The 14,534-nt window shown below is 38.3% G+C and carries 13 protein-coding genes and 6 tRNA genes; 6 read left to right on the top strand and 13 right to left on the bottom strand.

Going from position 1 to position 14,534, the window contains the following annotated elements:
* Positions 1–293: 293 nt before the first annotated feature.
* The 9 genes from CXF71_RS04205 to CXF71_RS04165 all read right to left on the bottom strand — a co-directional run bounded on the left by CXF71_RS04205 (position 294) and on the right by CXF71_RS04165 (position 2,981).
* Positions 294–833 (bottom strand): DUF924 family protein, encoded by a 540-nt coding sequence (locus CXF71_RS04205; RefSeq protein ID WP_101231728.1) that lies wholly within the window; start codon positions 831–833, stop codon positions 294–296.
* Positions 834–891: 58 nt separating this feature from the next.
* The gene (gene gloA2, locus CXF71_RS04200; RefSeq protein WP_101231727.1) at positions 892–1,278 is read right to left on the bottom strand and encodes an SMU1112c/YaeR family gloxylase I-like metalloprotein; all 387 of its coding nucleotides are present in this window, start codon (positions 1,276–1,278) and stop codon (positions 892–894) included.
* Positions 1,279–1,311: 33 nt separating this feature from the next.
* Positions 1,312–1,731 carry a GFA family protein gene (locus CXF71_RS04195; RefSeq protein WP_101231726.1) on the bottom strand — a complete coding sequence of 140 codons (420 nt, stop codon included), beginning with the start codon at positions 1,729–1,731 and terminating at the stop codon, positions 1,312–1,314.
* A gap of 191 nt (positions 1,732–1,922) precedes the next feature.
* Positions 1,923–1,998: transfer RNA gene (locus tag CXF71_RS04190), tRNA-Glu, on the bottom strand.
* 188 nt (positions 1,999–2,186) lie between these two features.
* A tRNA-Glu gene (locus CXF71_RS04185) sits at positions 2,187–2,262 on the bottom strand.
* A 102-nt stretch (positions 2,263–2,364) separates the two neighbouring features.
* Positions 2,365–2,440: transfer RNA gene (locus CXF71_RS04180), tRNA-Glu, on the bottom strand.
* Positions 2,441–2,543: 103 nt separating this feature from the next.
* Positions 2,544–2,619, bottom strand: a tRNA-Glu gene (locus tag CXF71_RS04175).
* A 107-nt stretch (positions 2,620–2,726) separates the two neighbouring features.
* A tRNA-Glu gene (locus tag CXF71_RS04170) sits at positions 2,727–2,802 on the bottom strand.
* 103 nt (positions 2,803–2,905) lie between these two features.
* Positions 2,906–2,981, bottom strand: a tRNA-Ala gene (locus tag CXF71_RS04165).
* 411 nt (positions 2,982–3,392) lie between these two features.
* Between CXF71_RS04165 and CXF71_RS04160 the strand changes: the two genes are divergently transcribed.
* Positions 3,393–4,307 carry a gluconeogenesis factor YvcK family protein gene (locus tag CXF71_RS04160; RefSeq protein WP_101231725.1) on the top strand — a complete coding sequence of 305 codons (915 nt, stop codon included), beginning with the start codon at positions 3,393–3,395 and terminating at the stop codon, positions 4,305–4,307.
* A gap of 53 nt (positions 4,308–4,360) precedes the next feature.
* Here CXF71_RS04160 and dcd read toward each other — a convergent pair whose 3' ends face one another.
* Positions 4,361–4,951, bottom strand: a complete 591-nt coding sequence (gene dcd / locus CXF71_RS04155) for a dCTP deaminase (protein ID WP_101228604.1) — start codon at positions 4,949–4,951, stop codon at positions 4,361–4,363.
* Between the two features lie 42 nt (positions 4,952–4,993).
* Positions 4,994–6,172 (bottom strand): iron-sulfur cluster carrier protein ApbC, encoded by a 1,179-nt coding sequence (apbC, locus tag CXF71_RS04150; protein WP_101231724.1) that lies wholly within the window; start codon positions 6,170–6,172, stop codon positions 4,994–4,996.
* A 128-nt stretch (positions 6,173–6,300) separates the two neighbouring features.
* Here apbC and metG point away from each other — a divergent pair, with 128 nt between their 5' ends.
* From metG to CXF71_RS04125, 5 genes are all read left to right on the top strand, one after another.
* The gene (metG, locus tag CXF71_RS04145) at positions 6,301–8,451 is read left to right on the top strand and encodes a methionine--tRNA ligase (protein ID WP_101231723.1); all 2,151 of its coding nucleotides are present in this window, start codon (positions 6,301–6,303) and stop codon (positions 8,449–8,451) included.
* Between the two features lie 161 nt (positions 8,452–8,612).
* A complete protein-coding gene (locus CXF71_RS04140) occupies positions 8,613–10,814 on the top strand; it encodes a cation:dicarboxylate symporter family transporter (protein WP_101231722.1) in 2,202 nt (733 codons plus the stop codon).
* Positions 10,804–11,220: an Rcs stress response system protein RcsF gene (gene rcsF, locus CXF71_RS04135; RefSeq protein WP_101231721.1), complete on the top strand. Its 417-nt coding sequence runs from the start codon at positions 10,804–10,806 to the stop codon at positions 11,218–11,220. Before CXF71_RS04140 ends, rcsF begins: the two co-directional genes overlap by 11 nt.
* Entirely contained in the window at positions 11,201–11,965 is a 765-nt protein-coding gene (gene tsaA / locus CXF71_RS04130) for a tRNA (N6-threonylcarbamoyladenosine(37)-N6)-methyltransferase TrmO (RefSeq protein ID WP_332871767.1), read from the top strand. The genes rcsF and tsaA overlap by 20 nt, the downstream gene beginning before the upstream one ends.
* Before the next feature lie 67 nt (positions 11,966–12,032).
* The gene (locus tag CXF71_RS04125) at positions 12,033–12,701 is read left to right on the top strand and encodes a carbohydrate-binding family 9-like protein (protein WP_101231720.1); all 669 of its coding nucleotides are present in this window, start codon (positions 12,033–12,035) and stop codon (positions 12,699–12,701) included.
* A 32-nt stretch (positions 12,702–12,733) separates the two neighbouring features.
* Here CXF71_RS04125 and CXF71_RS04120 read toward each other — a convergent pair whose 3' ends face one another.
* The gene (locus tag CXF71_RS04120; RefSeq protein ID WP_101231719.1) at positions 12,734–13,312 is read right to left on the bottom strand and encodes a class I SAM-dependent methyltransferase; all 579 of its coding nucleotides are present in this window, start codon (positions 13,310–13,312) and stop codon (positions 12,734–12,736) included.
* A gap of 400 nt (positions 13,313–13,712) precedes the next feature.
* The gene (locus CXF71_RS04115; protein WP_101231718.1) at positions 13,713–13,970 is read right to left on the bottom strand and encodes a hypothetical protein; all 258 of its coding nucleotides are present in this window, start codon (positions 13,968–13,970) and stop codon (positions 13,713–13,715) included.
* Positions 13,971–14,534 lie beyond the last annotated feature (564 nt).

Genomic DNA, 14,534 nt, shown 5'->3' with positions numbered 1-14,534 from the left:
TCAAAATCAATAACGCAGCATGTAAACCTTTTAAACTCGCCCTCTGGGAGCTTTCTCGATGTCCACTAACATCGTTAAGTTTATTTGATTTAGAATGACTAAACCGAAACAAATTTTCCTTGTTATTGAACATCGAGCAGAGCTCTGAGTTGGGAAGAAATTTAATCAAATTGGTATTATATGGTTAAAATAAATAACGCGGTTCTTAGCCATTTAATACCCTCCCGTAGGGAGTTTCCCCTGTGGGTAATCAGTAATACTGGTTTTTCTTTTTTGCACTGAGCAATAAAATATTAAAATGAGGAGTTAGGTTGGCTTAAAAACATAACTTCTTCAGCTGTTGATTCCCGATTTAGGATGTTATTACGATGCGGATAGCGGCCAAAGCGTTCAATAATCTCTTTATGTTTCAGCTCAAACTCAACATTGTTAGCTATGCCATTGGCTCTATAAAGCGTTACAGCTGTTTCATGAATAACTAATGACTCACTGTGCATAAAAGGCATATACAAAAAGCTTCTCTCTATTGGGCTAAGTTTTTTATCTTCGCCCAAGGCAATAGCTTCTTGAGCTAGTGCTAAAGCGATCCCGTCATAAGCAAAAGCTTGCGGGGTATCTCGAAACATGTTCCGTGAAAACTGATCCAATACAATGATTTCGGCAAGTCGGCCTGAGGCTGTTTCACGCCATTGTACTAATTCACATTGTTTCGCTGCTTCATGTACTTGCAGAAATTTAACTGTAATATCATTATCAAACGATGTGTCTTTAATCCACCAACGAGCAGGCTCTATTTCTTTAAACCAAAAATCGATAATTTCTTGCACTGTCATTGTATTTCCTCTTATTGTTCCACTATGACTAAGGAGGTCTCAAACTTCATCATTTTAATTAATTCTGCTGATATAATTCTAAAGGCAAGCCATCAGGATCATTAAAAAAGGTAAACTGTTTACCGGTATACTCATCGACTCTAATGGGCTCAACGTCTACACCACGGCTTATTAAATATTGACAAACCTGCTCGACACTTTCAACATTAAAAGCCAGATGTCTAAGCCCTTGGGCTTCAGGTTGGCTAGGTCTTTCGGGAGCATTAGGAAAAGAAAACAACTCGATTTGACTACCATCTGGTAGCCTTAAATCTAATTTAAAAGAATCACGAGCAACTCGATAATTTTCTGCGATTACTTTTAAACCTAATATCCGAGTATAAAAATCTTTAGACTTCTCATAATCTGAGCAGATAATTGCCACATGATGAATACCATTTAACACGTTATATTCCTTATCAGTTAATACACTAAAGTATTAAAATGGTTGTTTTTCATAAGAGGGTAAGTCGACAGGAAGCTTGAACCACGCTTGTTTTTCACTGGTCCATATATGCATACTTGGTTGTATCACTCTGGTGTCTTCTAAAGTACTCGGTTTTAATTTTATTTTATCGGGATAATTAGGATTAAAATGGTAAATACGGTTACCACAACAAGGACAGAACTTTGCCCCATTGGTATTACCGTTATCAGCCAACCGGCTCCAGTCAGACATTTCTCCAGAAAACTCTATATCGCTAAGGTTAACTACAGCAGTAATACTAAATGCACTTGTAGAAAGTTTTTGACATTGACGGCAATGACAAGCTGCCACCATAAGTGGCGCAGCAAATAATTGATAGGTCACTTGTCCACACTGACAAGCCCCTTTGATTGGATAGTTAATTTCGCTCACATTACTTCCTTATTATATTTCAATTAGATATAAGTCAATTTGTATAACACTATAAATTGAAAAGCCAGCGGTGCCAACGAGAAAGTAAAATCAAAAGCTAAAAATCAAGTAAAAAAAAACCCACGCAATATTTACATATTGCGTGGGTTTTCTCATATAGTTCACTGTTCTTTTAATCAATCAAAAGAAAGTGGCATCCCTAAGGGGATTCGAACCCCTGTTACCGCCGTGAAAGGGCGGTGTCCTAGGCCTCTAGACGATAGGGACACTGATTGAATTAGCTAATGCCAAGTCATTTCAAACTATCTAGCAGATCACTCTGCTGATTCAGTTTTATCAAGGTCAATTATAGAAGACTCTTAAAAAACTGAAACTCTAATTTCTTATTTTAAAACAGTAATAAGATAACTGCATGCTCCTCTCATCGTTCCCTTTATACAAAAGAAGGATAAAAGTGGCATCCCTAAGGGGATTCGAACCCCTGTTACCGCCGTGAAAGGGCGGTGTCCTAGGCCTCTAGACGATAGGGACACAGAACTAGCTAAAAGCTAAATTCAGAACATACTTAATTTTTTATAAGTCTAAGTAACTTATTAATGCTCTCTTTTATCACGCTTAAAAGTATGAATAAAGTGGCATCCCTAAGGGGATTCGAACCCCTGTTACCGCCGTGAAAGGGCGGTGTCCTAGGCCTCTAGACGATAGGGACACAATATTTAGCTAATCGCTAAATTAGAACAGCGCTTAATTTTTTATAAGTTTAAGCAACTTATTAATGCTCTCTTTTATCACACTTAAAAGAATGAATAAAGTGGCATCCCTAAGGGGATTCGAACCCCTGTTACCGCCGTGAAAGGGCGGTGTCCTAGGCCTCTAGACGATAGGGACACAATATTTAGCTAATCGCTAAATTAGAACAGCGCTTAATTTTTTATAAGTTTAAGCAACTTAATTGTCTTCATCACATTCATATAATGAAAGTGACAAAGAAATAGTGGCATCCCTAAGGGGATTCGAACCCCTGTTACCGCCGTGAAAGGGCGGTGTCCTAGGCCTCTAGACGATAGGGACACAAATTAGTTGTTTACATTATAAATAATATTAACAAACCAATTAAACTATCTATTTTTTGTAAATGCCAACTCAAGAGTTAACCTAAACAAAAAACCTAATATGGTGGAGCTATGCGGGATCGAACCGCAGACCTCTTCGCTGCCAGCGAAGCGCTCTCCCAGCTGAGCTATAGCCCCGAATTATTCGAGTCGTTCAATAACTGGCCTAATAGCTATCAAACACGCTCTCAACCAGTGGACCTAACACTTGCTGAAAACGAGGCGCATTCTAAGCAGCAGCTAAGAAACTGTCAACACTTATTTGTAAAAAACAGCATTTAATTAGTAAAAAACGCATCAACTGATCGCACAATGACCAACATGGTTATTTATTATCTAATTTAGACTAACTAACTGTAATGGCAGTATAATTATTAACCAGCTATAAACCTACTATTATATTTTCAGTAACATGCCTATCTTAATTAATGCTATTTCACCATCCAATATAAGAATATTGTTGTCCATATGGTTAGTTACTTTATTTTTTTGCCATTTAACGGTATGGTTTACCGTACTTAGCCATACATTAATGAAGTAGTAAACCGTATGCAGCTCAAAAAACTTAACATAGTCGCGATTGGCGGCGGACACGGTTTAGGTCGTGTATTATCCACCCTCTCCTTTATGGGTAATAAACTCACTGGTATTGTGACCACCACAGATAATGGTGGTTCAACGGGTCGATTAAGAAAAAGAAGTAGTACAATTGCATGGGGTGATTTACGTAACTGTTTGACCCAGTTAGTCGATGAGAATTCAATTGGTAGCCAGCTATTTAATTTTCGTTTTGAAGGTAATGATGAGCTTGGTGGGCATAACCTGGGTAACTTAATTCTCTACGGACTAGGCAAAGTACAATCAAGTCCTATGGACTCCATCAAACTAGTGCGCCGTATATTGCGAGTCAAAACGCAAGTATTACCTATGTCTGAAACACCTACAGACTTAATGGCTTTCTATCCTGAGGGACGTTGTCGCCTCGGAGAACTCTCTGTTGACGAAATGCCAATAATGCCTACCGATTTAATGTTAGCGCCATTAGTTAAGGCTGTGAAGTCTTGTATTGATGCAATTGAGAGTGCTGACCTAATCATTCTAGGACCCGGTAGTTTCTTAACCAGTGTTGTGCCTCCTCTTTTAGTGAGAGATATAGCGAAAGCATTAGATAAGCGAAAAGGACATTGTGTTTTTATTGACAATATAGTGGCTGAGAAGAGCCCTGCCGCGAAATTGACATTAGATGAAAAACTGGATTGGATTAAAAGTAATATTGGTTGCTTGCCGATTGACAGTGTTATTTGCCAAGATGAAAGTATCAGTTCAGACCAAGTTAAAATCATTTGCCAAGACTTAAGTCATAATAAAGTCCCACACCATCATGATAATGAAAAACTTATTCATGCATTAGAAACCTGCGTAAACCAAATTTCTAGTCCAGTAAAAATAGAAATAGCGAGCTAACTGCTCGCTATTTTTCTTACTATTACTATTGATACGATAACGAATATAATTTTTTATTCGTTATCGTCTTGGCTAATTCGACTAGCAACAGCACCTTTTTGGTCTTTATATTTAGCGTCTTTTCGCTTGTTATAAGGACGTGCGGCGCTCGATGACATAGTTTCAAAGTTTAATGCAGCTATTTTCATTTGTGGGCGAAGTGCTAACGGTAATTTACCGCTGTTATAAAATTCTAATACAATTTGACCAGACCAGCCTGGATCAATCCGGTGAGCGGTTACATGTACCATTAGTCCTAAACGAGCTAATGATGAACGACCATCAAGCCAACCAACAATATTATCCGGTAATGTCACTGATTCAAGCGTCACTGCCAATGCCAGCTCCCCTGGATGCAAAAAGAAAGCATCACCATCTGCGATATGAATCTCATCACTCATGATGGAATTCATTGCTTCTTGCACTTCAGCCTTTGGCGCACTTAAATCAATATATGGCGCGGTATGGTCTTGAAAAACTCTAAATTCATTGCCCAATCGAATATCAACACTAACCCCTGAGATCATTGAAGTGTCAGGTTTTGGCTCAATAATGATTTTTCCATCATCAAGGTATTGTTCTATATCTTTATCACATAATCTCATAATGGTTTGTCTTTACCTTAGTTGCGCTTAAACCTTGCTGGTTTAAGTACGCGTGGTTATTGTTGCGGTTAGCGGGCTGGCATTGTCACATTGTAAAAATAATTGCGCCGAAACATTTCGGGCTATTTTACGGTAATGGTTAGCTATTTCACCAGCGCTATTTTCAATTATGTCAGATTCACCAAAATCAGCATCTTGGCGAATAGCGATATCCAAAGGTAATTGCCCCAATAGCACTGTCTCCTGATCTTCTGCCATGTGCTTGCCACCCGCCTCACCAAAGATATGACTTTGATGTCCACAGTTTTCGCATAAGTGGTAACTCATATTCTCTATAATACCTAATACCGGCACTTTAACTTTATCGAACATGGCAATACCTTTTACGGCATCAATTAAGGCAATATCTTGTGGTGTGGTAACAATGACAGCTGCTGCCACGGGTACTTTTTGTGCCAAGGTTAATTGAATATCGCCCGTACCGGGCGGCATATCAATGAGTAGATAATCGAGCGCTGGCCAATCAGTTTCGTTTAATAATTGATTAAAAGCAGTACTGGCCATAGGACCTCGCCAAACAGTAGCATCGGCTTCATCAACTAAAAAGCCGATAGACATGGCACTCAAGCCTTTAGCATAAAGCGGAGTCATCAGCTTACCATCATTAGAGCTTGGCTTTTCATCTTTGAGACCAAGCATAGAGGGAATTGATGGACCGTATATATCCGCATCTAAAATGCCCACTCTTGCGCCTTCTGCCATTAAAGCATAAGCCAAATTAACTGTAGTCGTCGACTTACCTACTCCACCTTTGCCCGACGCAATAGCGATAATATTGGCAACCCTTCCTTGGCCGCTACTCTCTTGAGCTTTTCCGAGGGAAAACTGACGAACGGGTTTTATCGCTAACTCGACCTTAATTTTGACTTTACAAGCTAAATGCTCAGTTAACGTTTGCGCAAGTAAATCTAACTCGCCTTGGCAGACAAATGGCATGATGAGGTTGATAATAACATTTTTCTTTAGCTTGTTATTTTGAGTAACGCTAAATTGCTGACAAACAGCGAGCACACCTTGTGGGAAATTGTCTGAAATATAATGCGTTAACGACTCTTTAATAAGTTCTTCAATTTCAGCGACATTAAGTGCTTCACCATTTGATTTCACGTCAGTTTTAGACGTGGATTTCGAGAAAATTTGACCAAATTTTTTACTAAACATAGTAATTTGGAGACCTTGTATAAAAGAATATAAAAAAAATAGGAAATTAGTTGCATTCAACTAATGAAAATCATTGCTAAATTCTGTACTATTGCCAACATTATTACCATTAAAAACAACTATTTTTCATGTCTGACACTACTTTATCTGAAGCTACATCAAACGCTGCATCGCATTCTTCACCAGAAAAGCGCAAAATTCTAGTTACTTGTGCCCTTCCTTATGCAAATGGTTCTATCCATTTAGGCCATATGTTAGAGCATATTCAAACCGATATTTGGGTACGTTTTCAACGAATGCGTGGACATGAAACGTATTTTGTCTGTGCTGATGATGCCCATGGCACACCGATTATGCTTAAAGCGCAAGAGCTGGGCATAACACCGGAAGAAATGATCAAAGGTGTGCGTGAAGAGCGTATTAAAGAATTTAGTGATTTCCACATTAGCTTTGATAATTACCACACAACGCATAGCGATGAAAACAAAGAGTACTCTGAAAGAATTTACAACAGTTTGCATGCGAAAGGTCATATTAAAACCCGTACTATTTCTCAGTTATATGATCCTGAAAAAGGTATGTTCTTAGCTGACCGCTTTGTAAAAGGTACTTGTCCAAAGTGTAAAAGTGAAGATGAAAATGGTGATAGCTGTGACAACTGTGGCGCAACTTATTTACCAACAGAAGTGCTTAATCCACGTTCTGCTATTTCAGGTGCTACACCAGTATTAAAAGATTCTGAGCATTACTTCTTCGACTTACCTGCTTTTGAAACCATGTTAGCAGAGTGGATACGCAGCGGCTCATTGCAAGAAGAAGTAGCGAATAAACTTACTGAATGGTTCGAACAAGGCTTAAAGCAGTGGGATATTAGCCGCGACGCGCCTTACTTTGGTTTTGAAATACCGAATGCTCCGGGCAAATTCTTCTATGTTTGGCTAGACGCGCCTATTGGTTATATGGGCAGCTTTAAAAACCTATGTGATAGAGACTCAAGCATCGACTTTGACAGCTTCTGGAATAAAGATTCAGACGCTGAGCTATACCATTTTATCGGTAAAGACATTATTAATTTTCACAGCCTATTTTGGCCAGCAATGTTAGAAGGCGCGGATTTCCGTAAACCTACCGCTGTTTTCGCTCATGGTTTTGTTACCGTAAACGGCGAAAAAATGTCTAAATCAAAAGGTACGTTTATTAAAGCCAATACCTATTTAGCGCATTTAAACCCTGAATACTTACGTTATTACTACGCGACTAAATTAACGCATAAAATTGATGATTTAGATTTAAATCTTGAAGATTTCGTCCAACGCGTTAACTCTGATTTAGTGGGTAAAGTAGTTAATATCGCTTCTCGTTGTGCAAGTTTCATCACCAAACGTTTCGATGGCATGTTATCAACTAATGTTGATGATCAAGCCCTAGCTGACGAAGTTATGGCTGCAGGCGATAGCATTGCTGCCCATTATGAATCACGTGATTTCGGTCGTGGTATGCGCGAAATCATGGCACTTGCTGATAAAGTAAATGAATATATCGCCATTAAAGAACCATGGCAGCTTGTTAAAGACGAAACTAAGCAACAAGAAGTACATGATATCTGTTCATTAGGTATCAATATGTTCCGTACTTTAATGATCTATTTGAAACCAGTGCTACCTGTACTTGCCGATAGTACTGCTGCTTTCTTAAATGATGAGCTAGTTTGGGAAGGACACAAAACCTTATTAACTGACCATAAAATCAATAAATTCAAAGCGTTGTTACAACGTGTTGATATGGATAAAGTTAATGCTATGACTGATGCGTCAAAAGATAGCTTAGCCGGCGCTGCAGAAGAAGAGAAAAAACCAGCCAATAAAAAGAAAGCAGCTAAACCGAGTAAAGTAGTCGATAACTCAGCTGCATTGGCTGATCCTCTAGCAGCAGACCCGATTTCTGAAGAAATTGGCTTTGATGATTTTGCTAAAATCGATTTACGTATTGTTAAAATAATTAATGCTGAGCATGTTGAAAAGGCTGATAAATTAATACAATTAACCTTAGCATTGAATGAAGAAGGTACCGAAACTCGTCAAGTATTTGCAGGCATCAAATCAGCTTACAATCCTGAAGATTTGATTGGCAAACATACGGTGATGGTTGCTAATTTAGCGCCACGTAAAATGCGCTTTGGCATGTCTGAAGGTATGGTATTAGCTGCTGGCCCTGGCGATAAAGACTTGTGGATATTAAATCCAGATGATGGTGCTGTAGCGGGTATGCGCGTTAAATAACTCAAACAGTTATTTACATACTAGGTTTAACGATTTGAAAAGGTATCATTAGCAGTGATGCCTTTTCTTGTTTATAAAAACTAATAAAATCTGAAGACGTAATCAAATAATTAGCGGTTTTAGCGATCAATAAATTAACTGGTGAAAATAGGTATAAGCACATGTTCACGAAGCTAAATCATTTAATGAGTAAAATACCATCATCCTCGCGCATCCTATTAGCCATGATGATAGGTTTAGTGTTAGGTAGCTTATCTTCTTACGTATATGTCGGTGTTAATGAATTAGCCAATGCTTTTGTCATGCTGTTACAGATGACAGCCCTTCCCTACATTGCCCTATCACTTATTGTCGGTATTGGTAGTTTATCGCCACTAAAAGTCACTAACACCTTAAAAATAACCCTCATAATTTTGATGGCGTTATTGGCTGTTGTAATAACCTTTATATTACTTGCCCCCATATCTTTCCCGAGCTGGAAGAGTGCTGATTTTTATAGTCTTAATACCATAAGCACCACACCAGAATTTGATATTATTTCACTGTTTATCCCGACAAACCCTTTTTATGCCTTAGCGAACGGCTTAATTCCCAGTGTAGTGCTGTTCAGTATTTTTATGGGTATTGGCTTGATGCAGGTAAAAGTTAAAAAGCACACCTTGTCGGTCTTAAATGGTTTGAATAAAGCTGTTGTTAATGTAAGCAGCATGGTGATGCGCTTTGCCCCTGTTGGCATATTTTGTATTGCTCAACGTGCTGCAGCAACGATAAACAGTGAACAACTTGACGGATTACAAGTCTATATTGTTACCGCCGCGGTTTTAGTGTTCTTACTGACGTTCATCGTACTGCCAGCCATTGTGGCTACCATTACGCCCTTTAGTTACCGCCAGATATTAAAGAGTACACGCGAAGCGATGATCACCGCTTTTGCCACGGGGAGTTTCTTTATTGTTATCCCTATTATTGTTGAACAAATGAAACGACTTATCGAGCAAATGCCCTCTGCTGAAAATGGTAATAAAACAATAAAAGCAGACGTGAGTAATATGCCCAGCATAATTGTGCCAATCAGTTTCAGCTTGCCCGTTGGCGGAAAACTCTTAGCCTTATTATTTACTTTATTTGCCGCTTGGTTTTCAGGTTCACAAGTTAATAGTAGCGATTACCTACAATTATTAGTCGCTGGCATTCCGCAATTATTTGGTACAACGACTTTAGCTATTCCTAATTTGTTAGATATTTTTAATGTGCCTAGCTCCTTATTCGATTTGTTTTTGGTCGCTGAAAACATCATAGTTGGCCGTCTTAGTGCGCTACTTAGTGTTATTTTTTCTGTTAGTTTGGTATTACTCATTGCCACCAGTATGTTGAAAAAATTTACCTTTAAATGGCGTTCATTTAGTCTCTACTTAACGATATTACCAATTATCTCTATCGTAGCGTTTGTTGCGTTACGTTTTACTTTTGATGCCATCACGTACCAATACCAAGGCTATAGTAAATTTATAAAACGAGACTTTATGCTACTTGATGTAAAAGCCAAGGTATTAGCTGAGCCAGAATTGAGCGTTGACAAAACAATGCTTAACCTACCTGTTTTAGCAAGAATTACTCAGCGTGGTTTTATTCGGGTGGGATATTTTCGTGATGATTTACCTTACAGTTTTCATAACAATGAAGGAAAACTTGTTGGTTTTGATATTGAAATCATCAATTTATTAGCCGATGACTTAGGCGTTTCAATCGAATTTGTCCGTATTTACCACAATCAAGCAAAACAGTTGCTCTCCTCTGGCTATTTAGACATGACCACGGGCATGCCCGTAACACCCAAGAATATGAAAAAATATACCTTAACAGTGCCTTATTCAAGCCAAACAATGGCGTTTCTAGTTAAAGAAGAGCGACGTAAAGAGTTTACTGATTGGCAGAATATTTTTGCGCAAGAAGATTTAATCATTGGCATTCCTGAGATTTTTTACAGTGAGAATCTTGTCCGCCGCTATTTTAAAAACGCAACCGCATGGGAAATATCTACACCTCGATTGTTTTTTAAAGAAAAGTACCAACACATTGATGCCATGCTTTTTGGCGCAGCAACGGCATCAGCCTGGACCCTGATAAACCCAGAATATACCGTTATTGTTCCCAAGCCAGCTAGGCCTGAACTGTCAATGGCTTTTGCCATTAATACCGATGATAATGCCTTTGAAATTTACCTGCGCAACTGGATTTTCATGATGCAAAAAAATTATACTATTGACCAGTTGTTCCACTATTGGATAGCAGGTAAAAAACCTAATACCTTTTTAGATCTTTCCAAAAAAGCTAACGTTCAGGAAACCTCTCATGCAAAATAAAATAACTAAGAAAATATCTACAACGTTATCGTTTTTCATAGCACTGCCATTACTAGCTAGCTGTAGTGGTAATTATACTTTTGAAAGTAACGTTAAAGCTGACAGTGCCAAGGAATATTTTAGTGCCAGTAAAGTGAAAGTTTTTAAAGATGAAACTGAGTTTATGTCCAGCTTTCAGTATGTTGGTTTAGTTGAAGGCGATGATTGCCAAAAGGAGCCACACTTAGCGCCACCTGATGACGTTAATGCTCGCACCCAAGCAAGACAAGCCGCATTTAAACAACAGGCCAATGCTGTCATCTTTACCAGTTGTGTGGATATAGAAACTAAGCACTGTGTCGCGCAAGTTGTTTGTTACGGTAAAGCTTATCGCTTAGGCGCTCCACATGAGCCAATTGAGCAATAAAATGTCAAAATCATGTGATACGTCTGATGATATAAAAAGTTTCAAGTTTGAGGCCATAGCCGTTATAGAATCACCTTACCAAGAAAAGTTTGCTATTCCTCGCCAGCCCAATTTAGTCAGCGCAGCAAAAGGCAAGGTAGTGCTACTTGGTAAAGCCAATAATCCTGAATTGGTTCGTGATATAGAGCAATTTAGTCATTTGTGGTTACTCTTTGTCTTTCATGGCACCCAAGAGCAAGGTTGGAAACCATTGGTGCGGCCACCTCGCCTTGGCGGCAATGTAAAAACCGGTGTGCTAGCAACACGTTCTACATTTAGGCCAAACCCCATTGGCATGTCTGTGGTTAAATTAGATAAAGTTGTGACTGAAAAACAACAAACGGTTTTACATATCTCGGGGTTAGACCTACTCAATGGCACGCCAATTATCGATATTAAACCTTATGTGCCCTATTCTGACGCAATTATCGATGCCGAAGCGGGTTTTGCACAGCAACAACCTGAAGCCGGTTTATCTGTTGTATTTAGTGAGCAAGCGCAAACGGATCTAATGCAATATAAACAACGTGACAGCGAGTTAGCCTTATTAATAGAGCAAGTGTTGCGGCAAGACCCTCGCCCTGCCTATAAACAAGGTAAAGCTGATGATAAAATTTATGGCATGAGCTTATATGACTTAAATATTCAATGGCAATTAACCACCTTAGACACTGTATTAGTGCTTAATATTACTCAAGTTAATTAATAATTAGCCGCAAGTCGCCCCGAGTAACGCAAGTTAATTAAAGTCAGCGTCCGTTAAAGAGATAACCATGAACCAATATATTATTCACCAAGGCGTTTCGATTAACAACAATGAAAATTTTAGCCCTGATTGGCAAACAATCGAAGCCATAGATGTTAACCATTTCCCCTGGTACCAAGCAGGTAATAAACAAAACACCCAAGTTAAACTTAGCGCCAATAACGAGACTTTATTCATTCAAATAATTGCGCAAGACAACTACAGTTTTGCCAAGCAAACCGAGCTCAACCATATGCTCATTTGCGAAGACTCTTGTGTTGAATTTTTCTTTAGCCCTTCAGGCGTACTTGGCAGTAGTTATGTCAATTTAGAGGTCAATTGTTGCGGTACTTTACACTTAGCCTATGGTGCTGGCCGTGAAAGCCGTCAATTTATCAGCATAGAAGCAGCCAGCTTAATACAGTGTAAAAGCAGTCTTAACCTTGCTATGAAAAGCCCTGTTAAACTTGAAAGTGAAGAAGATAGCCAATGGATAGTAGAAATAGCACTGCCTTTTACTGCTATTGAGCAACTCACTGGCGAGAAAGTCAATAAAGATAAATGGTATGCCAACTTCTATCGTTGTGGTGGTAGAACACAGCCGCAATACGCGGTATGGAATAATATTGAGGTAATTGACCCCGATTATCATAGACCGGAACATTTTGGTGAATTAGTGTTTAGGTATCAACTATGACTAAAAACCTTAAATTCGATTAGCAATCAAGTTTAAGGCTTCCTTGCAATAATTTGGGCAATAGCTTGTTTTCCTGATTCATTATTAGCATCAGCGTTTTTTGCATCAATGATGCCTTCAAAGCTATGGATAATTTGCCAATCAGAAAATAGTTCAGCCAATTCACCATGGTTTAATAAAAAATTAGGATTTTTAGGTCGACCAAATTGGGGCTGATCTACGCTAAAGGTTTCATAAACAACATAACCCCCAGCAGTAACAGCTTGTTTGATTTGTTCAAATAAAGATCGATGTAAATAACGAAAAACTATAATTGCTGAAAAGGACTTACCAGCTAAAGGTTTTAACTCCTCTTGTTCAAAACTGTCTTGCTCAAAATCAACTTGCCAAAAATTCGCCAATGATTTTACCTCGCAATGAGGTGGAGATAGTGCACTTTTCACCTGTTCAAGTGCCGTTTCTTTAATATCCGCAAATACTACAGGGATATTTTTATTTATAAGATAAAGGCCATTTCTGCCACTACCACAGGCAAGGTCAAGCACTGGTTCTTGACTATTGGCCTCGCGTAATAATTCAATAGTTTTTTCTAATAACGGGGAATGATTCAATTGAAGTTAACCTTTGGTGTCGTTTAAAGAAGTAATCTTTCTACCATGAACAAATGAATAATAACGCACCGAACTGGGCGCATGAGAAATCATCCCTGAAATAATAATTATCGCAACTAAACAATGCCAAGCATATTCATTAAAAAAGAAAACACAGGTGAGTAGGAGTAATTTAATATATACCCGTTACCAATCAAAGTGCTGGATTTCAGTGGGAATTAAAGTGACTTAAGACAAGTAAAATAAGTAAAGCATAGTCATTCTATGTTTTGTTTATTTAACGCGGTCTAAAGTCATTTTAAACCCATCGAAGAAGCGCTTGAGCAACATTACTTCATCGTTGCTGTGACTTACAATGGAATAACCATTCTTTCATCACAGCGCCTTGAATTAACATTGCTCAAGCACTCTGAAACCTGCATCTTGAATGGTAACGGGTATGCATAGCAAGCGCCCTAATTTGTACAAACCAAACAAAGTTAGATAATGCTTCTAAGCTTAATAAACCTAAGCCACTGATAATAGTAATGCCCCAATAAACATCTTGTTCACTTGATGTTAAGATCGAAGAAAAAACACCAGCAAAACCAACTAAGTGGGCTGTACGTAATGATATTTTTAACCAGCGTTTACCGATAAAATTAGGGATAATAGACAAAAGAATTTCCCACTATAAATAAAAAGATTTCCAACAAAATAATAAATCATTATAACTTGTTGAGAAATAGAATAAATGGTGTTTTTTAAACGTGTGGATATTCATAATTGATGAGAAACGAATCACGTCATGAGAAAATCAAACATTACAATTACTTGTGGCTACGCATCATGTTTGAAATTACCAATAACCATATGAAATTGAAGTAAGTTATGTTCACTAATGGCTAGCTGAAGAAGTCTCTAATGATCACTGGCTTAATGTTAACAAAGATACGAAAGAAGACCTTAGCCTTGGCTTATCTAGCGACATTTGAACCGATACAAGTCAGCCCTGCGTTAGATAATAGAATTGTTCTAAATTTAATCAGGATCTATAGAGTCAAAAATTCTAATTTAATTAAAAAATACCAAAGCGGACATTAGATTAATATGATTTTAGGTATTAAATTCTGTGGCGCTATGGGACACTTTGTTACATTGTCAGACTCGCTACTTTATTCAGAGTCTTAGGGTCATCTAGTGATACAGATGGTTCACTCTTATCGCGGTGAACAGCGTTTCA

The organism is Colwellia sp. 12G3, assembly GCF_002836775.1.
GTDB lineage: Bacteria > Pseudomonadota > Gammaproteobacteria > Enterobacterales > Alteromonadaceae > Colwellia.
The sequence above is the reverse complement of the archived record's forward strand: the minus strand, read 5'-3'. Positions and strand labels throughout refer to the sequence as shown.